This window comes from Bacillus sp. FSL K6-1012, from assembly GCF_037964915.1.
Taxonomy (GTDB): Bacteria; Bacillota; Bacilli; order Bacillales; family Bacillaceae; genus Bacillus; species Bacillus halotolerans.
Window position 1 is genome coordinate 3,091,504 of sequence record NZ_CP150175.1, and the last position, 24,488, is coordinate 3,115,991.

The window sequence follows — 24,488 nt, forward strand, 5'->3', positions numbered from 1 at the left end:
AACGTTTATGTTTTGATCCGTAAGGGTGAGGGACTCGATGCCAGACGGAATGGGGTTGTACCCATGATTTCTCCGTCAGCATGGAACGGAATTTTGTCCTTCGTGTAAAACGTAAGGTCTTTCGCTTTAAACATCGTCACGCCGTCCATTTTGGTGTGTTTTCCAAATGTCATCAAGCATAAAAACCAATACTTTTTCAAAAACGGCAGATTCTCAACAATGATGATATCAAATGCCTGTTCGCGCGGATTCGCAAGCGGGGCCGCCTTCATGCCGCCTCCGTAAAACGGATGATTGGAGACGACCGCAAACCAGACATGATGAAATTCCTGTGTCTCTCCTTCAATTGTACAAGCCAACGAAAACGGCTTAAAGGTAGCCGACGCGTACAAATGGGAAAGCGGATAGACAACAAAGCGGAGGCGCAGAAACTGGACCGCCCGTTTTAATGGAAATTCCATCGCCTTCTTATTGACGTATGCGTCAAAGCCGATTCCGATATGATTCAAAAAATAAAGAACCTGCGATTTATCCTGAAGCAAATTAATGCTTCCTAAATGAAACGTTCGCGTTAACGGACGCTTCAGCTTTCTGATTTCCTGAATCAGATCTATTTTCTTAATGGAGAATCCTCTGGAAAAATCATTGTACGCGCCAGCCGGCACAAAACTCAGTTCGATATCGTCAACATCTTTCAGCCCGTTGACGACTTCGTGCATCGTTCCGTCTCCGCCGATAACGATCAGGCGTTTCAGCTTATGTTCCTGAATCGTTGAAATCTGCCGGGCGAGAACCTCGGCGTGTCCCGGATGTTCAGTTAAAAATGAGCGGTGCTCAATCTTTCGTTTCAGTAATTCCTTTTGTATCGACTTCCAAACACGCAGGCCTTTTCGATGCCCTGCTGCCGGATTAATAATAAAAAACCATTGGCTCATCTTTCTCACCTGCTTATGTTATGAGAAAACCGCTCAAATCGTTCTGCTTTACTCCAGCCACTCTTGTCTGCGATAGGAGTCTGACAGGCAATAAGACAACAAAGCTTTTGCAGCCTTTAATTGATGATGTTTTATCGGAGCAGTGTTTTTCTTCTGCCTCTCCATCCAGTCCGCCAAGCCCCGTTTGTCCACTATTTCCAGACCGTACGGCGGTTCGGGGTAATCAATGTATGACGTTCTGCTCAGGAGTAATTTCGAGACTGGAATATCAGCGCCTTTTTCCTTTACGATCTTCGACACAACAGATCCCGTCCGAAACAGACTCAACGCCGGATTTAATACCGATTCAGTCTGAGAGCCTGTTTTCTTCTCCCAAAAACGATGTTTAGATCCTATGTACACACTGTCTTCCTCTGCCTCTATAAAAGAAACGCAAAAAATGTCAAGAGGTGAAATGATCACTATGCTTAATTCTACTGCCGCCTGCTGAATTTTGAGCACAGGCTTATACATAATAAAATAAGAATCAGGAAGCTGCTGGGCCAGAAAATGCAAAATGCGGTCCTGCTTCACCTGGTTTGACAGATTTGACATCTCGGAAAGAGTAGAGCTTGCCCATTTGAGCTGAAATTCATATAAATGTCTTTTATAAAAGGAAGCAAGCGCCATCCTGCTCTTCGGCAGCCTTACGTTCAGATCGTCTTCTTCCTCAAACCATTGGTGTCTCTCTTCTTGTATATCGGCTTCTATCTCTTCTTTTCTTCTTTTCAATGAAAATTTTTTTCGTTTCTGCACCGGTTCCGGCTGTTCAGCACTGGCTTGTCTTTCTTCATGCTGGCGCTCCGCTGCTTCTAATAATGAAATCCAGCGCTCTTTTTTCAGCCGTATAAACTGATTCATATAATGGTACGGATCAAGTTCATATCTCGATATATAATCATGTATTTTGATGATTTGTGCCATTTTGTTTCTCCACTCCGCATGAATTAAGTTAAATAAAATTTGTATTTTTCCTGATATTTTGGTGATTGATTTAAGTGTGTCTGAAAAAGTGAAAATCGTTCAATAGCCGTTGAAACCTCACCGCTTTTAAACGGGATCTGCGCCGGAAATCCCTTTTGGCCTGTCCATTTTCTTGCCAGCGTCATATGGGGATGATACGCTCTCTTTTCCACTTTAAAGCCTGCTTGAAGAACAGCTTGTTTTGTATGCTCCCGCAGTGTTTCGAGCGCCGTATTCTTCTTCGGCTCCAAATGTAACACGCGCGGCTGCCTGCGGTCTCCGAACACATCTATTTTGTCAAACTCAATTGTAAACGGATTGGCATCAACAGCTATCTCGGCAAGCGAGCCTTCAAGCTGCTTGATTTGCGCTTCGTCCGCCGCACCGAGAAAAATTAACGTGATATGGTAGTCAAGCGGGTGCACCCATTTTTGAAACGTGAGCGCCGGCTCGCTTTTCGCAGCCTGGTAAATCGGATTTGCAATTTCCGGCGGAATGGGCACGCCGATGAAATAATGAGGCCGGATATCTGACATCCGTCTGACACTCCCTTCTTTGACTGCTATTATTTTATCAATAAAGAGGCTGCGCGAATAGAGGAACCGCATATGAAAACACTCTCGCGCAACCGTTTATTATGTTAGGATATTATATGACACTTGTTTTATTCAGAAAGGAATGACAATGTTGAAAATCTTTGAAAACACTTCTGATCTTATAGGAGATACACCGCTTGTGAGATTGAATCGGCTTCAGCCGGAAAACGCAGCACAAGTCTATTTAAAACTTGAATTTTTCAATCCAAGCGGCAGTGTGAAAGACAGAGCCGCTTACAATATGATCATAGAAGCAGAACAAAACGGCTTACTCAAGCCTGGCTCAGTTATCATTGAGCCAACCAGCGGAAATACCGGAATCGGACTCGCCATGAATGCGGCGGCCCGCGGCTATAAAGCGATTTTAGTAATGCCGGATACAATGACGAAGGAGCGGATCAACCTCCTCAAAGCCTATGGTGCAGAGGTTGTGTTAACTCCCGGATCGGAAAGAATGCCCGGCAGCATTAAAAAAGCAAAAGAGCTCGCCGAACAAATTCCGAACAGCTTCATTCCGATGCAGTTTGATAATACCGCAAATCCTGACGCGCATCGAAAAACAACTGCTCTGGAAATTGCCCGGGCAATAAAAGAAATCGGAAAACCGCTAGGCGCTTTTGTAGCTTCTTCCGGTACTGGCGGGACCATTACAGGCACCGGTGAAGCGCTAAAAGAACTTTTCCCGGATATTTTGGTTCATGTTGTCGAGCCTGCGGGGTCTCCGGTATTATCAGGCGGAAAACCGGGTGCGCATAAGCTGGTTGGGACAAGCCCAGGCTTCATTCCTCCAGTTTTAAATCAAGATGTATATGATGAAATTATCAAAATCACTGATGAGGATGCTTATACGACAACCAGACGCCTTGCTGCGGAGGAAGGAATTCTCGTCGGACCTTCTTCAGGCGCTGCCTGCTTCGCGGCGATTGAAGCCGCCAAACGTCTCTCTCCTGATCAAGTCGTTGTCTGTATGACAGCTGATACCGGGGAACGTTATTTATCAACTGATTTATGGTCATTTGTGTAAAAAAAGGACTGGCTTCAGAAGAAGCCGGTCCTTTTATTTTGCAAGTTCGTAGATGGCCTGCGCATATAAAGCAGTCGCTCTGAGGAGATCATCAATTTCAATATATTCATCCTTTTGGTGCGCACTATCGGGACGTCCGGGGAACAGCGGTCCGAATGCGACGCCGGCTTTCAAAGATCTTGCGTAAGTTCCCCCGCCGATTGAAATTAAATCAGCTTTTTTGCCTAATTGGCCTTCATATACCTTTTGCAGTGTTTTGACTAGCGGATGGTCTGCTGATACGTGATGCGGCTTGCTGTCTTTAAATTCTTCAAGCTCAAATTCAGCGGCGCTTTCAAACGCATCGCGAATCATTTTGCTTTCCGCCGTTACCGGATAGCGGATATTGATTCCGAGCTCGCCTCCTTGCCCTTCTGTATAGCGCAGTGTTCCGACATTTAATGTCAGCTCTCCGCTAATGTCATCCTCACAGTCAATATTCAGCTTCTTTCCTCTCGTATCATCTGAAAATTTGTCTGTCACGACTTGAACAAAACGCTGTCCGGCTTCATCCAGCTCAGTCTGGCACAAAAATTCTGCCAGTTTGATGCCGGCATTCACTCCATTGTTCGGTTCCATCGCATGGCAGGAAAGTCCGTGCATGCGCAAGATCAGCTGCCCATTCTCAATCTCAGCTTCACCTTTTTGATCCGTTGCGCGGAGCATGTCTTTAAATGAGGCAAGAACCTCTTCTATATTTGATCCTTCAAGAACAGCTTCCGCAGCGTCTGGCACCATGTTTAAACGGAGACCTGATGTAAACGAGGCAAGAACTGTTTCTGAAGCGGCTTCGTTTGCGCGGTGCGGGATGAGCAGTGAAGCATCAATAATCCCTTTTTCCGCGTTAATAATCGGGAAATCTGCATCTGGCGCAAAACCGAGAGTCGGCATTTCTTCGTGCTTGAAATAATGCTCCACACATCTCCAATCACTTTCTTCATCTGTTCCGATAATGATTCTGACACGTTTAGAAAGCGGCAGATTCATGTCTTTGACGATTTTCAGCGCGTAGAACGCCGCCATCGTCGGACCTTTGTCGTCAATGGCGCCCCTTGCATAAATCCGTCCGTTTCGGATGTCCGCTGAAAACGGATCACTTGTCCAGCCGTCTCCGGGCGGTACAACATCAACATGGCAAAGAACGCCGACAATGTCTTCACCCTCGCCCCATTCGATATGACCGGCGAACCCGTCAAGATTTTTTACGGAAAATCCTTCTTTTTCTCCAAGCTCAAGCAAAGAGGTCAAGCTGGCATTTACCCCTTCTCCGAATGGTTTGCCGGGCCCGGCTGTTGTTTCGTCCATTACACTGTTGATTCTCAAGAATTCCTGCGTATCGCGAATCAAATCATCTTTTTTTCTGATCACTTCGACTTCCCAGTTCATAATGATCCCCTTTCTGCAATAAATCACTTGCAAAAACTAAATAAAACGAATAATATTAATGGTGTTTTGTTAAAACGTTCGTAATTGGAGGTTACTATGTTTCATCTAAAAGAGCAGCAAACATCGATTAAACAAGAAATCATAGCTGGATTGACGACCTTTTTCACAATGGTCTATATTGTAGTGGTGAATCCGGTCATTTTAGCGAATGCCGGAGTTCCTTTTGACCAGGTCTTTACCGCAACGATTATCGCCTCCATTGTCGGAACGCTGTGGATGGCCCTGGCTGCAAATTATCCGATTGCCATTGCGCCCGGCATGGGCTTAAACGCTTACTTAGCCTATCACGTTGTAGGCGCAAGCGGCGGCGGCATCACGTACGCAACAGCTTTCAGCGCAGTATTCACAGCAGGGGTTCTCTTCATTATTCTATCGTTAACGCCTTTAAGAAAACAACTGATAGAAGCGATTCCAAACAATTTAAAATACGGGATCACCACAGGGATCGGGCTTTTTATTGCGTTTATCGGTTTACGGCAGGCGGGAATTATTACGGCTGATAAATCAAATCTGGTCACACTCGGCAACCTTCATTCGCCAGCGGTTATCTTAACGCTGATCGGCTTATTGATCAGTGTGATCCTGATGGTGCTGAATGTAAGCGGAGCGTTATTTATCGGAATGGCAGCTACCGCTTTGATCGCGTTTTTTACCGGCCAGCTGCATTTTCCTAAAGGCTTTATGTCTTTTCCGCATTTGCCTGAGGGATTGATTATTTCAAATCCGTTCTCCGCTTTTGGCGATGTGATCCATCACGGCCTGTACGCTGTCGTCTTTTCATTTCTGCTTGTAACGATTTTTGATACGACCGGTACGATGATCGGTGTGGCCGAGCAAGCCGGATTGATGAAAAACAACAAGCTCCCGAACGCGCGAAAAGCGCTGCTTGCTGATTCAACGGCGACCACAGTCGGTGCTGTTTTCGGAACAAGTCCGACAACCGCGTTTGTCGAGTCTTCAGCTGGCGTCGCAGCCGGGGGAAGAACAGGTCTTACGTCTTTAACTGTCGCGGTATTGTTTGCAGCTTCGATGTTTTTCAGTCCGCTTGTCAGCGCCTTATCCGGCATATCCGCCATCACCTCACCGGCTTTGATTATTGTCGGCAGCCTGATGATGGGCTCGGTGTCGAATATTAACTGGAAGGAGATGGACGAGGCATTTCCGGCATTTCTCGTTGTTCTGACCATGCCTCTTACATCAAGCATTTCCACAGGAATTGCGCTTGGCTTTATTTCGTATCCGATTGTGAAAGCAGCACGGGGAAAATGGAGAGACATTCATCCGCTCGTCCTCGCATTTGCCGTTCTGTTTTTCATCCAGCTATTTATTCTATAACATACAGAAAACCCAAACGGCATCCGTTTGGGTTTTTATTTCACCAAAAAAGAGATAGCAGCCGCCAAAAAGCAGCAGGCAACACAAGCATAGTGCAGCGTGTTCACACAGCTTTTTCTGGCCCGGTAATATTCATCACTTTCCTTATCAGCCCCAATTAAGATCGGCGCATCCATCACTTTGTCAAAAATAAGCGAAAGCACATAACGGCAAACACCTGTATAAACCAGCAGCGCAATCACCTTAAGAACGATCGGGGAAACGACTGTTAAAACCGTAAAAGCCGACAAAAGCATATACAGATGCCTCGCATACTCCCCATTCCTCAGCATGACTTTAAAAAACAATTCTTTATAAATTGTATACATTGTCCGTTTCTTAAATATCCTTTTAGAATTCCGGAATAATAGTGGTTTTCTCCTCATCCTGTCCTTTACTCTCGGCATTCTCACATCTTGGCTCGTCATCATTACAAGACCTGCAAGAGTGAGCCTGATTTTTTTCTCCTCAAGCACCTCTGCCTCAAAAGCCGAAAATGAAGCCGTCTTTTTCAAACTGCGTATGAAAGCAAAAATAAAAAACAAAACACCGGCAAGCGAGAGCAAGTGCCACTCAGTAAAGGTAATCATGAGAAAAGAACACGCCAAAAGCACAGCCTTGAGAAAAAAGTCTGCAATCTGTCTCCAAATAGATCTTGGTTTTCTGACCCTGTCCTGCTTCAAGGATAAAAAGAGCGTATGAAGACCGAATGCATAGATCAATAGAGCAGCGCTTTCTGGAATAGTGACGCGAACAGAATCAATGATAAAGGGAAGAAAAAGAAAAAAGAGCAACAGCCATTTGGCGAACGTGAACAATAAAGAATACACCAATGCGTATTGTTTCATCTGGCGAATGATCGCTTTCTTTTGCAGCAAAAACACCTGGTCCGCTTCCAGTAAAAAAGTATGGATGGAGCCTGTGCAAACAATCAGTATACCGACAGCGTATAACCATCTCCATTCGACTCTCTCAGACCACTCGTAAAGAAGGCCGTTTCCATTCGTCCACTCCACATACTGATAAATCACAAAAGCAAGCGCCGGCAGGACAATGTAGAGCGCAACCGTCCAATCAATGACAGCATGCAGCACCTTAAACTGATATCGGTAAAAATCCAGCCACCTTCGAAAAAAGAGAGAGCGCCCGTTCATGCCTTTCCTCCTTGAATCGCCGTATAAAAACAGTCAAGCAATGACTGCCCGTCTAACCCTGTCTGCTCTTGAATATCTTTTAACGTTCCCTGAAGAAACAAAGAACCTTTATCAATCATGTAAAACCGGTCGCAGATTTTTTCCGCGGTATCAAGTACGTGTGTGCACATGAGAATGCCGGCTCCTCTATCTTTCTCAGCCTTCAGCATGTCCACAAAGCGTTTTGTCGATATCGGGTCAAGGCCGATAAACGGTTCATCAATCACATACATATCAGGCTTAGAAAGAAAGGCCTGAATCAGCATCAGCTTTTGCTGCATGCCCTTCGAAAACGTCACCGGCAGCTCATGCATGACATGATCAAGCGAAAATGTTTCAAGAAGACTTTGGGCACGGTATTCGAATTCACTCTGACCAATGCCGTGCAAAGTGCTGATCAGGTCGAGATGCTCCCACAGCGTTAATTCCTCATAAAAGGACGGGTGCTCCGGAATATAAGCAAACGAGCAATCATTCCAAGCGATAGTCCCTTTAAAGTCTTGCGAGAGGCCGAGTATCGCCTTGATGGCAGTACTTTTTCCAGCGCCGTTCGCTCCAATCAACCCGACAAGCTCCCCTTCTCTGACTTCCAATAAAACATCGGTGAGCACTTTTTTTCGGCTTGTATACCCTGCTTGCTCTATCGATGCTTCCAACAACATTCTCAATCTCACTCACCCCCCAAATCACATACGAATCAGAATAAAAAAAGTTTCTTTATCCATAATAATATTGTGGTGAAATACATAGTAATCCAACAAGGATGGCGGCCAAACTCAAATTGGAAAAAATTTATCATACTTATTCCTAGATTCACCGCTGCGAAATCGTGTATAATGAAGGCGAATTATTTAAATATTACAGATGTCTGCCTTAGTTGCTATTTCGTACGCAGTTGATAGTCGTGAGTTGTGGTTAGTCAAGTCCATCCGATCTTATGATAGGGAGTGGTTTTTTGAAACCTTCAACAAACCGTATGCTAACTCGAATCAAATCAGTTTACATGTTTATTCAAGAGAAAGGCCTTGTGACAACACAGGAACTGGTTGACGAATTCGGCATTACACCTAGAACGATTCAAAGAGACTTAAATGTGTTAGCATATAATGATCTTGTTCATAGTCCAAGCCGTGGCAAATGGGAGACAACGAGAAAGAAAGTAAAGATTACCTCATAACATTAAAAATTACATAGGGCCGCCCTGTGAGCGGCCTGATAGATACAGGGCGAGGAGCGTTCTTAGCCTTGTTTTTGTGTGCTTATATATATAATAAAAATCCCGCATGTGTGATGCGGGATTTTTTCATGCTTGCGGCTCGTTCAGCCATTCAAGTTCTTCTTCTGTAAGCTCACGGTATTCTCCCGGCTCCAAAGCAGGATCCAAGGATACGCGTCCCATTGAGAGCCGCTTCAGATAAATGACTTCATTGCCGACAGCATTTGCCATCTGTTTGACTTGATGATATTTCCCTTCTGTTATCGTCAGGTATATCACGGTATGCCCTTTATCGTTTGCCTTTATTTCTGCTTGTGCCGGCTTTGTTTTGTAGCCGCCTTCAATAAATACCCCAGTCTCTAAGCTGTTGATGTCTTCTGGCGAAATTTGCGACTTTAAGTGGACCTCATACGTTTTCGGAACATGCTTTTTCGGCGATAGCAGCCGGTGAGCGAGCTGACCGTCATTTGTCAGCAGCAGAAATCCTTCTGTATCCTTATCAAGCCGGCCGGCAGGAAACGGCTCGAATCTAAGTTCATCCGGCGTCAGCAAATCGACCACTGTCTTTTGCCGGCTGTCCTCAGTCGCTGACAGCACGCCCTGCGGTTTATTCATCATGATATAAATAAACTCGCGGTAATCAATCGGCTCGCCATAAACGGTCACCTCCTGCGCATCAGGGTCCACGTGCGCCTTGACATCTTTTGCCGGCTTTCCGTCGACCATGACGGCTCCCGCTTTCACAATCGATTTGACCTCTTTTCTCGAACCATACCCGCTGTTGGCAAGCAGCTTATCTAGTCTCATGCCAATCTCTCCTTCCTATAAAAGAAAGCCCGCATCAAGCGAGCCCTCTGTTTCAACATATTCTGTTAATCAGCGGCATGTCTGCCTTTCTTTAAGAACCCCGGTAAACGGCGGCCGAATATTTTCTGTAAAAACCCTAAACGATAAGCGCAATACAGGTAGACAGCTCCGCCGACCACAGCGGCAATCAGCACGACGATCGCAGCATGCAGCTGGCCATCCTCGTAGGAGATGAAAAAGCTTAACACCCACTGGACGATTTTAACGGCTATCGCCATCACTGCTGACAAGAGCAGCATTAGAACGCCCCGTTTCACTAATATTTTATACGAATAGCCGGCATGCCGTTTGATCATGATAAATCCGTATATAAGTGAAGCAGTATACCCGAGTGCCGTAGCTAAAATAGCGCCGTCAGCCTGCATCAGCTTAATCAGCGGGACATTCAGCACAAGTTTGATCACGACACCGATCACCAGACTGGCAACCGCAAATTTTTGCTTATTGATGCCCTGCAATATGGCGGCGTTGACAGTAAACAAAGAGAACAAGATCGCAACTGGCGAATACCAAAACAGGATATCTTTCCCCAATTCAGGATGAAGGCTCTCTGATCCGTAAAAGAACGTGTACACAGGGCCTGCTAATACCGATATACCGACAACAGCCGGAATAATTAAAAACAGGATCGTCTGCATCGACTGGTTGATCTGCTGATTTAACAGCTTGTAGTTTCTGCTTGTAAACGATTCTGTGATCGTCGGAATTAAGGTCAGTCCGAATGCCGTCGCAAGAGAAACCGGGATCATCACGAGCTTCTGCACGTAAAGTGTCAGAATGGCCATCATATCCTGACTGATAGCTTGATGCCCCGCTTCAATCATGGCTTTGTTAAACGTATTTGTATCAATATAGTTATACAAAGGGATAGCTAGTCCGACAAACACGTAGGGAGCGGCATAGCTGAAGAGCTCGAAAAACATTTTCTTGTAGCTTAAATCTGCTGTCGGCCCCGTATTAGGCATCATCGCCAGCAGATTGCCTTTTCGTTTGTTCCAATAAATATACAATACGATCAGCCCGCCGAAGGCACCGATCAGAGCTGCAAAGGTTGCATAACCGACAGCGATCACAAGGCCGCCGTTTAAGACTTTCAAAATCAAGAAGGTCGCACTCAATAAAAAGATGATGCGGACAATCTGCTCAACAACTTGAGAGACAGCCGTCGGCCCCATCATTTGGTGACCTTGGAAAAATCCGCGCACAAGACTCATAATCGGCACGACTAAAAGCGCTAAGCTGACCATGCGGATGACATATACGACATGATCAATCGTCAAACCGTTATTATCTTTGCCCCCAAGCGATATTTCCGCAAAAAACGGAGCAGATAAATATAGTATAAAAAAGGCAATCATTCCCGTTACAAGCATAACCGACATGCCCGCCTTCAGCATTTTTCTGCTTGTTTCATAATCCCCTTTGGAATTATATTTGGAAACAAATTTAGAAACGGCGGCTGGAAAGCCCATTGTGGCAATGTTCAAAAATAAAGTGTATTGATTGTATCCGTATTGAAATAACGCACCGCCTGTCGCTCCGACCATGATGCTGAAAGGAATTAAATAAACCATTCCCAGTATCCGTGAAATATATGTACCGAGCGTTAACACAAACGTGCCTCTTAACAGTTTGCTTGACATGTTTCTTCATCACCATTTTCTACGAAGATTCAACTTTTCTATTTTAACACAACTGGGCATATAGACGGTAATAAATACAAAAGCAATCTCAGGAACAATGCAAGTTTGCGGCAAAATACGTTTAAGCAGAACCTGTCTTTCGCTATAATAGTACTGCGGACAGCGTTCCGCACACGAAATGTAAAAAGAAAGTTGATGATAAAGATGAAGCAGTATGACGTAATTGTAATCGGCGGAGGCCCTTCAGGTCTGATGGCTGCCATTGCAGCCGGAGAACAGGGTGCTGATGTTTTGTTAATAGATAAAGGAAATAAGTTAGGCCGTAAACTTGCCATATCCGGAGGCGGCCGCTGCAATGTGACAAACCGCCTTCCTGTCGAAGAAATTATTAAGCACATCCCCGGCAACGGCCGTTTTTTATACAGTGCGTTTTCTGAATTTAATAATGAAGATATTATCAAGTTTTTTGAAAATCTCGGGATCAAATTGAAGGAAGAGGATCACGGCCGGATGTTTCCAGTGACAGACAAAGCGCAAAGTGTTGTCGACGCCCTGTTAAACAGGCTGAAACAGCTGTGTGTGACGATCAGAACGAACGAAAAAATCAAATCTGTTACATATGAAGATGGACATACGGCAGGCATTGTGACGAATAATGGCGAAGTGATTCATAGTCAGGCAGTCATTATCGCGGTTGGCGGAAAAAGCGTTCCCCATACCGGCAGCACGGGTGATGGCTATGAATGGGCCGAAGCCGCAGGCCACACAATAACAGAGCTGTTCCCGACAGAGGTGCCCGTCACATCTGCCGAGCCGTTTATTAAGAAAAAAACACTGCAGGGTTTATCGCTCAGAGGTGTCGCCGTCAGTGTATTAAACAAAAAAGGCAAAGCCATTATCACACATAAGATGGACATGCTGTTTACTCATTTCGGCCTCTCAGGCCCCGCCATACTCAGGTGCAGCCAGTTTATCGTGAAAGAGCTGAAAAAACAGCCGGAAGTGCCCGTCAGAATTGATTTGTTTCCGGATATCAATGAAGAAACGCTATTCCAAAAGATGCACAAGGAGCTGAAAGACGCGCCGAAAAAAGCGTTAAAAAATGTGCTGAAGCCTTGGATGCAGGAGCGCTACCTTCTTTTCCTGCTCGAAAAGAACGGCATTTCACCGAACATATCATTTTCTGAGCTGCCGAAGGAGCCTTTCAGACAATTTGTCAAAGACTGCAAGCAATTTACCGTTCTCGCAAACGGCACACTGTCTCTAGACAAAGCGTTTGTCACAGGAGGCGGTGTATCGGTAAAGGAGATTGACCCGAAAAAGATGGCGTCTAAAAAAATGGACGGCCTGTATTTTTGCGGCGAAATCTTAGATATTCACGGTTATACAGGCGGATACAATATCACATCTGCGCTCGTCACAGGCAGACTCGCCGGACTGAATGCCGGACGCTTTTCCCGTACGTAAACCTTAGACTTTTCAAACTCTTACAGCATGCCGGGCATTTGAAAATTTCCCGCAAAAATGTTAGGGTGAGATTTGTTTTGTTTCACCTGATTGCGGGGTAATTTACAGGAAGGAATGATCTGCCATCGTACGACCATACTAAGCCTGCGAGGAAGATATAGGCGTACACAAAAAAGTCAGAGGGTGAGAATGTTTGAAGAATATATCTAGTGTATTTTGGATTGTGATTGTCATCACAGCCGCAGCCGTTTTGTGGGGCGTTATTTCTCCTGACAGCCTGCAAAACGTGTCTCAATCGGCACAATCGTTTATAACAGATTCATTTGGTTGGTATTATCTATTAGTTGTCTCTTTGTTTGTCGGGTTCTGTCTCTTTTTAATTGTCAGCCCGATTGGAAAAATTAAACTGGGGAAACCGGATGAAAAACCGGAATTCGGGTTATTATCTTGGTTTGCCATGCTGTTCAGTGCAGGCATGGGAATCGGCTTAGTATTCTATGGTGCGGCTGAACCGATCAGCCATTACGCAATTAGCTCTCCATCAGGTGAAACAGAAACCCCCCAAGCCTTCAGAGATGCGCTCCGGTACACGTTTTTCCACTGGGGACTGCACGCTTGGGCCATTTATGCCGTCGTGGCATTATGTATCGCATATTTTCAATTCCGCAAAGACGCGCCTGGATTAATCAGCAGCACACTGACTCCGATTCTCGGCGATAAAGTAAACGGCCCGATCGGTAAACTGATTGACTGTATTGCTGTTTTCGCTACAGTTGTCGGCGTTGCAACGAGTCTGGGGATCGGCGCAACTCAAATTAACGGCGGATTGAATTACCTATTCGGAATTCCGAATCATTTTATCGTTCAATTGATTTTGATTGTTATTGTAACAGTGCTCTTTTTACTATCGGCTTGGAGCGGACTCGGAAAAGGCATTAAGTATTTAAGCAACACAAATATGGTGCTAGCCGGATTGCTGATGCTGTTTATGCTGTTTGTCGGACCTACCGTTTTGATCATGAACTCACTTACAGATTCAATTGGGCAGTATATTCAAAACATTGTTCAAATGAGCTTCAGACTGGCGCCGAACGATCCAGGCAAACGTGAATGGATCAACGGCTGGACGATTTTCTATTGGGCATGGTGGATTTCCTGGTCTCCATTTGTCGGCATTTTCATCGCTCGTGTATCCCGAGGCCGGACAATCCGTGAATTTTTGATCGGCGTCCTGGTGGCACCATGTATTTTGGCTTTCCTATGGTTCTCCATTTTCGGTGTTTCCGCGATGGACCTTCAGCAAAAAGGTATCTTTAATGTGGCGAAGCAGTCTTCCGAAACGATGCTGTTCGGAACACTGGATCACTATCCGCTGACAATGATCACGTCTATCCTGGCATTGATCCTGATCGCCGTGTTCTTTATTACATCAGCTGATTCAGCGACATTTGTCCTTGGTATGCAGACGACATACGGTTCATTAAACCCGGCTAACTCAGTCAAACTCAGCTGGGGCATCATTCAGTCTGCTATGGCAGCTGCGCTCTTGTATTCCGGCGGACTTGCCGCTTTGCAAAACACAGCGATTCTGGCGGCACTGCCATTTTCAATTGTTATCCTGCTCATGATTGCTGCCCTTTATAAAGCATTGGCAAGAGAACGAAAAGAAATTAGAGCAGCAGAGAAATTCCAGAAACCAAGAAGCCCAAGAGTGAAAAAGGCTTAACCATAAAAAAGATCTTTCCGCAGTCCGCGGAAAGATCTTTTTTTATTTTCGATATAAAATGAGTGCGGAAAAACAGTAGAGCTGCTCGCCTTCAGGGTCACATGCCGCTGAAACCGTATATTTGATATCAACCAGCTGCTCTTCCGATATTCCTTTTAAAAATGAATTGATCTCCGTTTGCAAATCTTTTTCATGCTCTTCATCAAACACTGCCACCTTCAGCATTTATCCGCTCTCCTTTCTCTATCAATCTATTCCGTTTGGAATCAATATATGATAGAGAAAATGTTTACCTCGTCTCCGGATAAATAGCTCCTGGTGCAGGATGTTTCTTTGCCGGTTCATGGTCCTGCTGCTCCAGCTTCACCAGGACGGCATAAGCGATCCTCATGTGGCAGTAGCTGATGAGACTGACGCTGAAAAAAGGGACAATTCCCGGCAGATAAGCCAGCAGGAAAAAGAGCGCGACCGTCAGCGCAAGCATGACGAGGGTATATTGTAAGTACGCCACACTCAGCAAGAGGGAAAACTTAAAATACAGGCGCTTTTTCCAATCAAAGTGGACGATCAGCGGAAACACATAAAAAAGCATTGATACAAACAGAAAGCCAAATATCATAATAGCAAAGCGCAGGATATGCAATAAAAAGTGGCTTGGGTAAATAAAGGCCAAATCGATATAAATGATCAAACCGATTAACACCAGTACAGCACCGATCAGATTGGAACGGAGAAATTCAGCTTTGTATTCCTGCCAAAATGTCGGCAGCACCGGAACGTGATCCTGACCCTGAATCCATTTTCGCATAACAGCGAATAAAGCGGCAGTCGCGGGCATGACACCGAACACTCCGAGACCGAGGATTGTAAAAAGCAGCCAAAGCAAATTGGTATATGCAAACCTCATGATCCACTCGCAAAAACGCAGCACCCGTGCCATTGATCCGTCATGTTCCACGAAAGCCCCTCCTCTTCGCTTTTATACATTTTGCATATGAAAAAGCTGTTTAATATCAATTGGTTTTTTTTCAACAACGGAGCGCCATATTCCCTCACCGACCGCGATAGAATAGGCTCCGGCTTCGGCTCCGGCCAAAATGTCATACTGGCGCAGCGGATCTTTGCCTATAAATAGATCAGCAAGCAAAAGCGGATCACCTCCGCCGTGTCCTCCCTCGTTTTTGACGACTTGAATGGTTTGCTTCGATTCAAAAAGCGGATAATACTCAATCGTCTGCTCGGGAAAAGCAAACGGAATTCTGGAAGGCTCATGGAATTCATTTGATTCAATGCGTCCTTTTGTGCCGTTTATCGTAAGGCGGTAGCCTTCGTACGGAGCGGAAAATGTGATCGAGTAGCTTAAAAGCGCACCGCCGTCATATTTGACAGCCGCCACATACGTATCCTCAATGTCGATCTCCTCGTCAAAAATGCACGCGTCAGGGCGATATGCGGTATATAAGCTTGACTGGTCTGCATCCGCCTTGAGATGATCATCCTTTACAGAAGCTTTAGAGGCACGGGGGTGCCATCTCGCATAGTAATGGCATTTCTCTTTGACCCGGCATGTGCCGCAAAAACGCCCGTCTTCTTCCGGCAGCGGATTCCACTCACTGTCCGGCCCGTAGTAATTCAACTCGCCGTAAGCAAATACCTCCGCCGGGTTTTGGCCGAGCCACCAATTCACCAGATCGAAATGATGTGTGGATTTATGGACAGAAAGGCCGCCGGAAAATTGCCTGGATCGGTTCCAGCGTTTAAAATAGCTGGCGCCGTGATAGGTATCAATATACCAATTCAAATCAACAGACGTGACCCTTCCTATTTTTCCTTCTAAAATCATTTCTTTGATTTTCCGATGATACGGGCTGTAGCGGTAATTAAACGCGACAGTAACCTTCCCTTTGCTTTTCGCTTCTGCCTCAAGCACCCGCTTTGCATCCTGCACCGTCGTCACCATCGGTTTTTCCGTTATGACATCCGTATCCCACTGAAGGCTTCTCAATATATAGGTAACATGGGTGTCATCCCTTCCCGTCACAATCACAATGTCTGGCTTCGAAACGCTCATCATATTGTCAAAATCTTCTTCTTTATACTCCGGTACTTGCGCAAGCTCCGGAAATGCCTCTTTGCAGACGGCGAATCGTTTCGGATCGGCATCCAGCAATCCCGTAATTTCATAAGTGGATGAAAACAGTTTGAGCAGCGGTTTGATAAACATGCTGAGGGCTCTGCTGCTTAATCCGCAAATGACGATGCTTTTCAATGGTCCCCACCCCTATCGGACTTCTGTTAATTGGGAAATCAGCTGCAGCGCTTCCTCTGTTTTTTCGGAGTATACAGGGATAAACGCCGCCATATTTCGATTCAGCCGAAAAGAATAGCCGTTCAGCTGTTTTTCCCCTTTCTCAATCAGAACGGCATAGACTGTTTTTTCTCCCGTTTTTTGATTTACGGCTGTATAGGGCGATGAATGTTTCAGTGACAATCCGTCTAACGGCTGAAAATTTTCCGGATCATCGTAAGCTGCAAACAAGTCTTCAGGCACGATAAAGACGTCACCCTCGCGAGCCGTAATTTCAGTCAGCAGCTTTTCCGGCAAAGCGGGAAAAATTTCTGCCCTGCCTGCCTTCTTTTCAGCGGCCTCTTTTATGTTATCCTGTACGCCTGCCTGCATATCTGAAAACAGGATGACATGAATGCCGTCCGGTCTGCTTGAGCACGAAGCCAAAAACAGCAACGAGACGATCACACATACAGCCGCACATAGAGATCTTTTCATTTTTCGTCTGACCCGAGAAGCGCTTCCAATTCTGTCATCGCCAAAATAAACGCTCCCGCCCCGTGAAGGTCGTTTGTGCTCCGTTCCCGGCTGACATAATAATCATAAAATCCTGCCGACGTTCCGACACATATGTCTTTGACGAGAAACGCGCCGTCTTTTGTTGTTTCAGTTTTATGCTGAATCAGCCCTTGATACGCTTTTAACAAAGACGTTTTATAGGATCTGTCGAGATATCCTTTATTGATTCCTTTAGCGATGGCATACATATACAGGCTCGATCCCGAGCTTTCCAGCCAGTTGTCAGATCTGTCGCCCTTGTCAACGATCTGATACCATAATCCTGTTTCCTTGTCTTGGCAGCGGCAGATGCTTTCGAGCATGTCCTGCAGTGTTTTTTTCCAGACATGACGGGTTGGGTGCTTCTCAGGCAGCTCTTCAATCATGTCTGCGAGTGACATGACGTACCAGCCGATTGAACGCGCCCAAAACTCCGGAGAGCAGCCTGTCTCTTGACTGGCCCAAGGCATTTTTTTCGCTTCATCCCACGCATGATAGAAGAGTCCGGTCTTTGGATCCTTCGTATGCTTTCTCATCAGGCCTTCCTGAAGCACAACCATGTCAAACAGCTCCGGCTCGTGCTTCAAATTGGCATATTTCAGTGCAAACGGCCCGCCCATATATAAACCGTCAAGCCACATTTGATATGGATAGCCGTCCTTATGCCAGAACCCCTGCTCTGACGTTCGGTTCAGCGTTCCGTATAAGCCCCGCAGCCTTGTTGCCGCTTTTACATAGCGTTCATCCTTCGTCTTTTCGTATAAAGGAAAAAGAATAAGGCCCGCCTGAATCGCGTCGAGTTCGTCTCTTTTAAATAATAGATTGCCGTAATCATCAATTAGGAGATCCGCATAAGATTTCGCATAATCAAAGTACCGTTTCTGTCCGGTTGCTTCCCAAAGACGCAAAACCCCGCATAAGAAAACGCCCTGATGATAGTGCCAGCGGTTTGCAGGCGGCAGCTCTTCAACTGTATACGTGTTCATAATCGTTTCTGCCAATGCCTCCGCATACGTAAGAGGCGACTTTACAGCGATTGATTGATCCATTGATACCATCCCTTTCTTAATAGATTCCTTCCTCGCCAAATTTCTTCGCCAAACGATTCGCAAGCATGACCAAAATCAGCCCGACCGCCGCTTTAAATACGCCGACCGCTGTACTGTAGCTGAATTGGCCCTGTTTCAGCCCTGCAGTATAAACGTACGTATCAAAAATTTCCGCGACTTCCCTGTTTGTGGCGTTTAACAGCAAATATACATGCTCAAAGCCAAGCTCCAGCGTGTCCCCAATTTTTAGAATCAGCAAAACGACGATGACGCTTTTGATAGCCGGCAGCGTAATATGCCACATTTGCCGCAGCCGTCCCGCTCCGTCCATTTTCGCCGCTTCATAAAGCTGAGGATCAACCGCCGTCATTGCGGCCAGGTAGATGATCGTTGACCAGCCCGCTTCTCTCCAGATGACCTGCAGAATATACAGCGGACGGAACCATTCTTCATTCAGCAGAAAATTGATTTTTTCACCGCCAAAAAACGTAATCAGTTCATTAATCAGGCCCCCGTCTACTGTCAAAAGCACAAATGACAGCGATACAACAATGACCCAGGACATAAAGTGCGGAATATAAATCAGCGTCTGAACGAATTTTTTAAAGAGTGCGATCCGCACTTCGTTTAGAAGAAGCGCTAATAAAATCGGCACCGGAAAAAAAATGGCCAGATTCAAGGCAAAGAGCACGAGCGTATTTTTTAACAGGACAAAAAATGTAGGCTCTGTAAACAGCCTGATAAAATGCTTCAGCCCGACCCACTCGCTGCCCCAAATGCCGAGAAACGGCTGATAATCCTGAAACGCAATCACGATTCCCCACATTGGAACATATTTAAAAAGCAAAAAATAAATACATCCCGGCAAAATCATAAAGTACAAAAACTTTTGCTGCAGCAGCTTATTTAGTAAGCGCTTTCTTTTTTCTTTTTTAAACATGACTGCGTCTACAGCCGGCGCTTGCGCTTCTGCTGTTTTCATCTTTTTCAAAGCCTCCTTTCACGGGTTCTTGTTTTCACTGTAGCGCAGCGTGCAAAAGTCCGTCTACAATCATATGATCACATTCTGCCTGAGCCCTTTGTCATCAAGGGTTTTGCCTCTCTATCTGAAAAAAAGACACCGATATTAGAAAATGATTATTGACAATATCTATCAATCTTTGGATTAATTGTATTAAGGTGTTATGAAATGGGGGGTTTTATGAAAAGAAGCCAATACAAGTTTTATTACAAACTCATCACGTTTTTTTGTTTACTCAGCACCATTCCCGTCATTTTGGTCGGTTTGTTTTCGTACGAGCACTCTCAGAAAACGGCCATCTCCAACGTTTCGGAGGAAAAACTCGACACACTCCAGCAGACCCAGCTAAGCATCGAGCACATCCTAAAAACCGTCGATCATTCTTTAACCCACTATGTGAGTTCGCCGCCTCTCCTCCGCACACTGTCCGAGCCTTTGCACTCTGACCAATTTCAAATCTATGACCAAGTGAACCAAGAGCTCAACTATTTGCAAAGCTTTGATACCGATTTGTCCAACATGACGCTTGTCAGCTATATGAAAAACTGGTACATGAACAATTCCGGTTTGTACCGCATGAATACGGACTCCCTTCATGAAGCAGCCGAGGCGTATTCGAAAAACAAAGCGAGCCGGTCCTATTGGACGCTGGAAAAAAATAACCGTTTGATCTCCACAAAGGAAGGCGTTTCAGAAAGCTGCCGGTATAATATCAATTTGATTAAGCAGCTCCCGCTGAACAGCACAAACACGAAGGGACTGGCAGCCGCAAGCATCCCAAGCTGTTCACTCGTTAAAAATATGCCTGATTATTCAAGCGCAAACAGCGTGTTTATCATTGATGAAAAAGGCCGAATCATCCTTCACAACAACATGTCTGATATAGGCGATTCTCTTCAAAACGACGATTTTGTCAAAAAAATGCTGGCGCAAAGCTCCAAAAGCGGCCAGTTTGAAACAGTCATTGACCGCATTCATTATAAAGTGACCTATCAAAAATCAGACTATAACACGTGGACTTATTTTTCTCTCGTTTCCCTGCCCGAACTAAAAAAAGAAGCCAAGTCGATCGGCTGGATCACCTTTACGGTATGTTTCATTTTGTTAGCGCTTTCATTGTTATTCTCTTGGCTGGGCTCCCGTCATTTTTATAAGCCGATCCGGCTGCTTTATGAATCGTTTGCGCGGCACGGAGCCTTTCCAGAAAAACAGCCTCATCAAAACGAGTTTGAATTAATTGAGCAAAGCTTCAAACAGCTCAAAAACAGAAACGACGACCTTGAAGAAACAATGAGGCAGCAGGCCACTCATCTTCAGCAATATTTTATGGTCAGGCTTATGCTTGGAAAGCTGACGGATGAGGAGGTCAATAACCGCTTTGAAAGCCTCGGCTTAAAACAAAAATGGCGGCATCTCGCCCTGCTGGTGCTCCAAATTGACACGCTGAATCAAACACCGTATGAGAAAAAAGATATGGATCTGCTGTTGTTTGCCGTCAACAGCCTCATTGAGCGAAACATCCCCGCGGAAAAACGCCTCGCACCAGCGGTAGTTGATAAACAGCAGGCAACCATATTGATGAATGAGAGCGGAACAAAAGAGGAATTTATGGCCGAGCTGAATGATACTGCCCGGATGATTCAGGATACAGTTGAAGCTGAGCTGCACCTGTCTGTCAGCATCGGCGTCAGCCAGCCGTTTGATGCATTAGCAATGGCGAAAAACGCTTATGCGGAAGGCTTAGAAGCGTTAAAATACCGGCTGAAAGCAGAAAACAAATCGATAATCTTTTATGAAGACCTGGATCAGAAAAAAACGTTCAAAACCCATTTTCCGAAGCAGCTTCAGCATGAGCTGTTCGATGCTGTAAAAGCCGGTGACAAGGAGAAAGCAGACAAATGCCTGCACGCGATTTTACAGTCGATTTTTACACACAACACCAACCCGTACCAATTTCAGATCGCAATCGCCCGTTTTCTGAATCATGTCATTGAACTGATGCATGTACTCGGAATTGAACTATTTGAGCTTGAAGAAAACAAAATGCTGTATGACCAAATTTTTGAGCTGAAGACATTCGAGGATACTGAAAACTGGCTGAAGCAAGAATTCATTGATCCGATGACAGACAAAGTAAATGCCCGGGCCGATGCACAGTATAAAAATATTTCCGACAACATAATCCATATCATCCACCATGAGTTTGAATCCGATTTAACGCTGGACGAAATTGCCCGCAGGCTACATTACAACCCAAACTACTTAAGCAGTATTTTCAAAAAAGAAATGGGCATTTCATTCAGCGAGTATGTCTCGAATTACCGCCACCATATGGCAAAAAGCTGGCTGGCTGAATCCGACATGGCGGTGAAAGACATAGCTGAAAAGCTCAAATACAAAAACTCGCAAAACTTTATCAGATCCTTTAAAAAGCTGGAAGGCATCACACCGGGCAACTACCGCCAGCAAAAAAGAAGCATATAAAAACCCAAAACCGCTAGTGCGTTTTGGGTTTTTTCAATATCACTTTGTTTTTTTAAACGCTTCCTCGTATTCCTGAATAATCTGCTTTCCTCCGCTTGTTTCCCATTTTTCAACTTCTTTATCAAACTGGCTTTCTGTAATTTCTCCGATCATATATTTATAGGTGGCATCGTCTATCATTTTTTTCAGTTCATCTCCGCGCTCAGACTCCGCGGCGGAATACAAGCTCTCTGCCGGATTGGAGACGATGATGTTTTCATTGTCTTCCGTCAGCTCCTCGTACGCTGTCCGCAGCGGATCACCGGTGTTTTTTAAGTAGGCTTTATCAATGGCGATTAAGGCGGACAGCGGCTGAATATCAGTCTGCCAATCTTTTACCTGGCTTTCTTTTCTTGTGAATGTTTTGCCTTTTCCTTTATTGTAATGAACCCCGTCAATGCCGTATGTCATCAGGCTGTAGACGTCCTCTTCGGCTATTCGGTCAAAGAACGCCAAGATCCGTTTCAGCTCGGCTTCTGATTTCACACTCGTTTTCGGAAAAGCAAATACACCGTTATGCCCTCCTGACGCCCATACACGCTCTTTTCCGTCAGGACCTTTTATGCGGTTGATGATCTCCAGCTCCATTGATTTATCGGAAGCATTGTCACGCAAATTGACAGCATCCACCATATTCCCGATATAAATGCCGGCTTTTCCTTGAGAAAACAGCTCCTGCTGCTGGGTTTTGCTTGTGACCGGAAAGTCTTTATTCATGTAGCCGTTATCACGCAGTTTTTTCATGTAATCCATTGTGTCTTTGTATTCTTTCGTCATGAAATCAGGCGTAAATGTGCCGTTTGATTCCTTCCAGTCTGTCGGCATGCCTTCATATGAGCCAAGCGTCTTAAAAGCGCCGTAAATCAGATCATTTCGGTCAGTCAATCCGAATGTATCATCTTTTCCATCCTTGTCCGGGTCGTTCTCTGTAAACGCTTTGGCAACTTCATAAAGATCATCCAGTGTTTCCGGCGTTTTCAAATTCAAATTGTCCAGCCAGTCCTTCCGAATGACGATGCCTTGTCTCGAGAGGGGACGCTCTCTGTATATCCCGTAAAGCTTGCCATCGATTGTGACATTTTTATTAATGAGTTTATTCATCTTGTTTAAATTCGGATAATCTTTGATATAATCGCCGATTTCCCAGAACATTCCCGATCTGAAGGCATTCATGACAGACGAATTTTTAATGTCTTGAATCGTCACGATTTGCGGAAGATTGCCGGCTGCAAGCGCCGCATTCAGTCTGTCTTCTTTCACCGCATCAGGAACCCACGTGATGTCCAATTCTGTATTTGTCAGCTTCTCAATTTCTTTGATCGCCCTGTCTTTCGGCGGCTGCTGGTGATACAAAATCGCCATCATAGACAGCTTTACCTTTGAATCCGAGTCCGCCTTGCCTGATGATTGATCAGCTCCTTTACAGCCCGCCAGCACTCCTCCGAGAGCAAATACAAGCACAATCAGAAGCACCCTCCATTTGTTTCCCATCATATCCCTCCGTTTCATATTCTTTATCCTTTGACAGACCCCAGCAAAGCCCCTTTTGCAAAATGCTTTTGAATAAATGGATAGACCAGCAGAACCGGAATGGTCGCTACGACTATTACTGCCATTTTGATCGTTTGCTCAGGCGGCGGGCTGCCCGAGCCCATTTCCGACATATCCCCTTGTACCCCGCTTGATACAATAACGATTTGGCGCAAAAGCACCTGAATCGGCCACTTAGCTGAATCATTTAAGTACAAGATCGCCGTCATATACGTATTCCAGTACGTCACCGCATAAAACAGTGAAATCGTTGCGATCGCTGGAAGAGACAGCGGCAGCACAATTTTGAAGAAAATCCCCAAGTCATTGCAGCCGTCAATTTTTGCGGACTCTTCCAGGCTCGCCGGGATGTTTTGAAAGAAGTTTTTCAGAATGATCAAGTTAAAGGCATTAATCGCTGTCGGCAAAATAAGGGCCCAGTAAGAATCGAGCAATCCAAGCGATTTGACCACAAGGAAAGTCGGAATCATTCCGCCGCTGAAGAGCATCGTAAATACGACGAGAAACATGAGCGGCTGCCGCCCAATTAAGTCGCGGCGGGATAAACCGTAAGCCATCAATGAAGAAAGAAACATGCTGACCGCCGTGCCTACAACTGTCACAAACACAGAAACGAGCAAGCTTTTATAAATGATATCTGTCGAAAAAATGTAACGATAGGCATCGAGCGAAAAAGTGGTCGGTATTAAAATGAATTTTTTCGAAACCACTTCCTCTACTGTGGCAAAGGATGCCGCAATGACATGAATAAACGGAAGTACGCATATTAAAGCGAACATCAGCAAAAATCCGTAAATCAAAATATCAAACAGGCGATTTTTCAGTGAATGTGCGATCGTTCCCACCTCCCTTTGTAAGCGTTATCATTTTTAATAAACGAGCTGCAGCTTGTGACGATATCGTGTCTAAAATGTAGCAAATGTGCGATTGCCATGTCTATAATCATTTGAACACTGTCCCTTGCCCGGCGG

The 24,488-nt window shown here is 45.3% G+C and carries 22 protein-coding genes; 6 read left to right on the forward strand and 16 right to left on the reverse strand.

Going from position 1 to position 24,488, the window contains the following annotated elements:
* Nucleotides 1–5 precede the first annotated feature (5 nt).
* Genes NSS75_RS16095 through thpR form a run of 3 tightly spaced genes read right to left on the reverse strand, consistent with a single transcriptional unit; the run spans nucleotide 6 to nucleotide 2,473 of the window.
* A complete protein-coding gene (locus NSS75_RS16095) occupies nucleotides 6–935 on the reverse strand; it encodes a YegS/Rv2252/BmrU family lipid kinase (RefSeq protein WP_024122531.1) in 930 nt (309 codons plus the stop codon).
* A gap of 48 nt (nucleotides 936–983) precedes the next feature.
* Nucleotides 984–1,898: a hypothetical protein gene (locus NSS75_RS16100; RefSeq protein WP_101860109.1), complete on the reverse strand. Its 915-nt coding sequence runs from the start codon at nucleotides 1,896–1,898 to the stop codon at nucleotides 984–986.
* Nucleotides 1,899–1,921: 23 nt separating this feature from the next.
* Nucleotides 1,922–2,473 (reverse strand): RNA 2',3'-cyclic phosphodiesterase, encoded by a 552-nt coding sequence (gene thpR, locus NSS75_RS16105; protein WP_339233871.1) that lies wholly within the window; start codon nucleotides 2,471–2,473, stop codon nucleotides 1,922–1,924.
* Nucleotides 2,474–2,621: 148 nt separating this feature from the next.
* Here thpR and cysK point away from each other — a divergent pair, with 148 nt between their 5' ends.
* A complete protein-coding gene (gene cysK, locus NSS75_RS16110) occupies nucleotides 2,622–3,557 on the forward strand; it encodes a cysteine synthase A (RefSeq protein WP_038954259.1) in 936 nt (311 codons plus the stop codon).
* A 33-nt stretch (nucleotides 3,558–3,590) separates the two neighbouring features.
* Here cysK and pepV read toward each other — a convergent pair whose 3' ends face one another.
* Nucleotides 3,591–4,982, reverse strand: coding sequence for a dipeptidase PepV (gene pepV, locus NSS75_RS16115; RefSeq protein WP_101860107.1), 1,392 nt, complete (start codon nucleotides 4,980–4,982; stop codon nucleotides 3,591–3,593).
* A gap of 96 nt (nucleotides 4,983–5,078) precedes the next feature.
* Here pepV and pbuO point away from each other — a divergent pair, with 96 nt between their 5' ends.
* The gene (pbuO, locus tag NSS75_RS16120; RefSeq protein WP_024122536.1) at nucleotides 5,079–6,377 is read left to right on the forward strand and encodes a hypoxanthine/guanine permease PbuO; all 1,299 of its coding nucleotides are present in this window, start codon (nucleotides 5,079–5,081) and stop codon (nucleotides 6,375–6,377) included.
* Nucleotides 6,378–6,412: 35 nt separating this feature from the next.
* Here pbuO and NSS75_RS16125 read toward each other — a convergent pair whose 3' ends face one another.
* Together NSS75_RS16125 and NSS75_RS16130 are read right to left on the reverse strand one after the other, a co-directional pair.
* Entirely contained in the window at nucleotides 6,413–7,570 is a 1,158-nt protein-coding gene (locus NSS75_RS16125) for an ABC transporter permease (protein ID WP_101860106.1), read from the reverse strand.
* Complete coding sequence (locus NSS75_RS16130; protein WP_024122538.1) at nucleotides 7,567–8,277, reverse strand: ABC transporter ATP-binding protein; 711 nt, start codon at nucleotides 8,275–8,277, stop codon at nucleotides 7,567–7,569. The genes NSS75_RS16125 and NSS75_RS16130 overlap by 4 nt, the downstream gene beginning before the upstream one ends.
* A gap of 287 nt (nucleotides 8,278–8,564) precedes the next feature.
* On the opposite strand from NSS75_RS16130, the gene NSS75_RS16135 reads away from it, so the two are divergent.
* Nucleotides 8,565–8,786: a DeoR family transcriptional regulator gene (locus NSS75_RS16135; protein WP_003152337.1), complete on the forward strand. Its 222-nt coding sequence runs from the start codon at nucleotides 8,565–8,567 to the stop codon at nucleotides 8,784–8,786.
* Between the two features lie 126 nt (nucleotides 8,787–8,912).
* On the opposite strand, the gene NSS75_RS16140 is transcribed toward NSS75_RS16135, so the two are convergent.
* Together NSS75_RS16140 and murJ are read right to left on the reverse strand one after the other, a co-directional pair.
* The gene (locus NSS75_RS16140) at nucleotides 8,913–9,632 is read right to left on the reverse strand and encodes a pseudouridine synthase (protein WP_024122539.1); all 720 of its coding nucleotides are present in this window, start codon (nucleotides 9,630–9,632) and stop codon (nucleotides 8,913–8,915) included.
* Nucleotides 9,633–9,697: 65 nt separating this feature from the next.
* A complete protein-coding gene (gene murJ / locus NSS75_RS16145) occupies nucleotides 9,698–11,335 on the reverse strand; it encodes a lipid II flippase MurJ (protein WP_024122540.1) in 1,638 nt (545 codons plus the stop codon).
* A gap of 204 nt (nucleotides 11,336–11,539) precedes the next feature.
* On the opposite strand from murJ, the gene NSS75_RS16150 reads away from it, so the two are divergent.
* Both NSS75_RS16150 and NSS75_RS16155 read left to right on the forward strand, forming a co-directional pair.
* Nucleotides 11,540–12,802, forward strand: a complete 1,263-nt coding sequence (locus NSS75_RS16150) for an NAD(P)/FAD-dependent oxidoreductase (protein WP_339237653.1) — start codon at nucleotides 11,540–11,542, stop codon at nucleotides 12,800–12,802.
* A 193-nt stretch (nucleotides 12,803–12,995) separates the two neighbouring features.
* On the forward strand, nucleotides 12,996–14,528 hold the full coding sequence (locus tag NSS75_RS16155; RefSeq protein ID WP_339233882.1) for a BCCT family transporter: 1,533 nt from the start codon (nucleotides 12,996–12,998) through the stop codon (nucleotides 14,526–14,528).
* A 42-nt stretch (nucleotides 14,529–14,570) separates the two neighbouring features.
* Here the strand turns inward: NSS75_RS16155 and NSS75_RS16160 are convergent, their stop codons facing one another.
* The 6 genes from NSS75_RS16160 to rmgP form a co-directional block, all read right to left on the reverse strand.
* Nucleotides 14,571–14,753, reverse strand: a complete 183-nt coding sequence (locus tag NSS75_RS16160) for a sporulation protein Cse60 (RefSeq protein WP_003325003.1) — start codon at nucleotides 14,751–14,753, stop codon at nucleotides 14,571–14,573.
* A 64-nt stretch (nucleotides 14,754–14,817) separates the two neighbouring features.
* Nucleotides 14,818–15,486: a YesL family protein gene (locus NSS75_RS16165; protein ID WP_339233885.1), complete on the reverse strand. Its 669-nt coding sequence runs from the start codon at nucleotides 15,484–15,486 to the stop codon at nucleotides 14,818–14,820.
* Between the two features lie 21 nt (nucleotides 15,487–15,507).
* Nucleotides 15,508–16,797 (reverse strand): Gfo/Idh/MocA family oxidoreductase, encoded by a 1,290-nt coding sequence (locus NSS75_RS16170; protein WP_213417843.1) that lies wholly within the window; start codon nucleotides 16,795–16,797, stop codon nucleotides 15,508–15,510.
* 12 nt (nucleotides 16,798–16,809) lie between these two features.
* Nucleotides 16,810–17,313 (reverse strand): lipoprotein YteS, encoded by a 504-nt coding sequence (locus tag NSS75_RS16175; RefSeq protein WP_095714544.1) that lies wholly within the window; start codon nucleotides 17,311–17,313, stop codon nucleotides 16,810–16,812.
* Nucleotides 17,310–18,431 carry a glycoside hydrolase family 105 protein gene (locus NSS75_RS16180; protein ID WP_142367329.1) on the reverse strand — a complete coding sequence of 374 codons (1,122 nt, stop codon included), beginning with the start codon at nucleotides 18,429–18,431 and terminating at the stop codon, nucleotides 17,310–17,312. Before NSS75_RS16180 ends, NSS75_RS16175 begins: the two co-directional genes overlap by 4 nt.
* Before the next feature lie 7 nt (nucleotides 18,432–18,438).
* Nucleotides 18,439–19,404: a polygalacturonan/rhamnogalacturonan ABC transporter permease gene (gene rmgP / locus NSS75_RS16185; RefSeq protein ID WP_024122546.1), complete on the reverse strand. Its 966-nt coding sequence runs from the start codon at nucleotides 19,402–19,404 to the stop codon at nucleotides 18,439–18,441.
* 207 nt (nucleotides 19,405–19,611) lie between these two features.
* Here rmgP and NSS75_RS16190 point away from each other — a divergent pair, with 207 nt between their 5' ends.
* Entirely contained in the window at nucleotides 19,612–21,927 is a 2,316-nt protein-coding gene (locus NSS75_RS16190) for a helix-turn-helix domain-containing protein (RefSeq protein ID WP_339233892.1), read from the forward strand.
* Between the two features lie 39 nt (nucleotides 21,928–21,966).
* Here the strand turns inward: NSS75_RS16190 and NSS75_RS16195 are convergent, their stop codons facing one another.
* Both NSS75_RS16195 and NSS75_RS16200 read right to left on the reverse strand, forming a co-directional pair.
* A complete protein-coding gene (locus NSS75_RS16195) occupies nucleotides 21,967–23,457 on the reverse strand; it encodes an extracellular solute-binding protein (RefSeq protein WP_024122547.1) in 1,491 nt (496 codons plus the stop codon).
* A 23-nt stretch (nucleotides 23,458–23,480) separates the two neighbouring features.
* On the reverse strand, nucleotides 23,481–24,341 hold the full coding sequence (locus NSS75_RS16200) for a carbohydrate ABC transporter permease (protein ID WP_081638357.1): 861 nt from the start codon (nucleotides 24,339–24,341) through the stop codon (nucleotides 23,481–23,483).
* Between the last annotated feature and the right edge of the window lie 147 nt (nucleotides 24,342–24,488).

What these genes read in the sequence shown, in the direction of transcription:
- NSS75_RS16095 (WP_024122531.1), bottom strand. Translation starts at nt 935, where the DNA reads ATGAGCCAATGGTTTTTTATTATTAATCCGGCAGCAGGGCATCGAAAA.
- NSS75_RS16100 (WP_101860109.1), bottom strand. Translation starts at nt 1,898, where the DNA reads ATGGCACAAATCATCAAAATACATGATTATATATCGAGATATGAACTT.
- thpR (WP_339233871.1), bottom strand. Translation starts at nt 2,473, where the DNA reads ATGTCAGATATCCGGCCTCATTATTTCATCGGCGTGCCCATTCCGCCG.
- cysK (WP_038954259.1), top strand. Translation starts at nt 2,622, where the DNA reads ATGTTGAAAATCTTTGAAAACACTTCTGATCTTATAGGAGATACACCG.
- pepV (WP_101860107.1), bottom strand. Translation starts at nt 4,982, where the DNA reads ATGAACTGGGAAGTCGAAGTGATCAGAAAAAAAGATGATTTGATTCGC.
- pbuO (WP_024122536.1), top strand. Translation starts at nt 5,079, where the DNA reads ATGTTTCATCTAAAAGAGCAGCAAACATCGATTAAACAAGAAATCATA.
- NSS75_RS16125 (WP_101860106.1), bottom strand. Translation starts at nt 7,570, where the DNA reads ATGAACGGGCGCTCTCTCTTTTTTCGAAGGTGGCTGGATTTTTACCGA.
- NSS75_RS16140 (WP_024122539.1), bottom strand. Translation starts at nt 9,632, where the DNA reads ATGAGACTAGATAAGCTGCTTGCCAACAGCGGGTATGGTTCGAGAAAA.
- murJ (WP_024122540.1), bottom strand. Translation starts at nt 11,335, where the DNA reads ATGTCAAGCAAACTGTTAAGAGGCACGTTTGTGTTAACGCTCGGTACA.
- NSS75_RS16150 (WP_339237653.1), top strand. Translation starts at nt 11,540, where the DNA reads ATGAAGCAGTATGACGTAATTGTAATCGGCGGAGGCCCTTCAGGTCTG.
- NSS75_RS16160 (WP_003325003.1), bottom strand. Translation starts at nt 14,753, where the DNA reads ATGCTGAAGGTGGCAGTGTTTGATGAAGAGCATGAAAAAGATTTGCAA.
- NSS75_RS16175 (WP_095714544.1), bottom strand. Translation starts at nt 17,313, where the DNA reads ATGAAAAGATCTCTATGTGCGGCTGTATGTGTGATCGTCTCGTTGCTG.
- NSS75_RS16180 (WP_142367329.1), bottom strand. Translation starts at nt 18,431, where the DNA reads ATGGTATCAATGGATCAATCAATCGCTGTAAAGTCGCCTCTTACGTAT.
- rmgP (WP_024122546.1), bottom strand. Translation starts at nt 19,404, where the DNA reads ATGAAAACAGCAGAAGCGCAAGCGCCGGCTGTAGACGCAGTCATGTTT.
- NSS75_RS16190 (WP_339233892.1), top strand. Translation starts at nt 19,612, where the DNA reads ATGGGGGGTTTTATGAAAAGAAGCCAATACAAGTTTTATTACAAACTC.
- NSS75_RS16195 (WP_024122547.1), bottom strand. Translation starts at nt 23,457, where the DNA reads ATGGGAAACAAATGGAGGGTGCTTCTGATTGTGCTTGTATTTGCTCTC.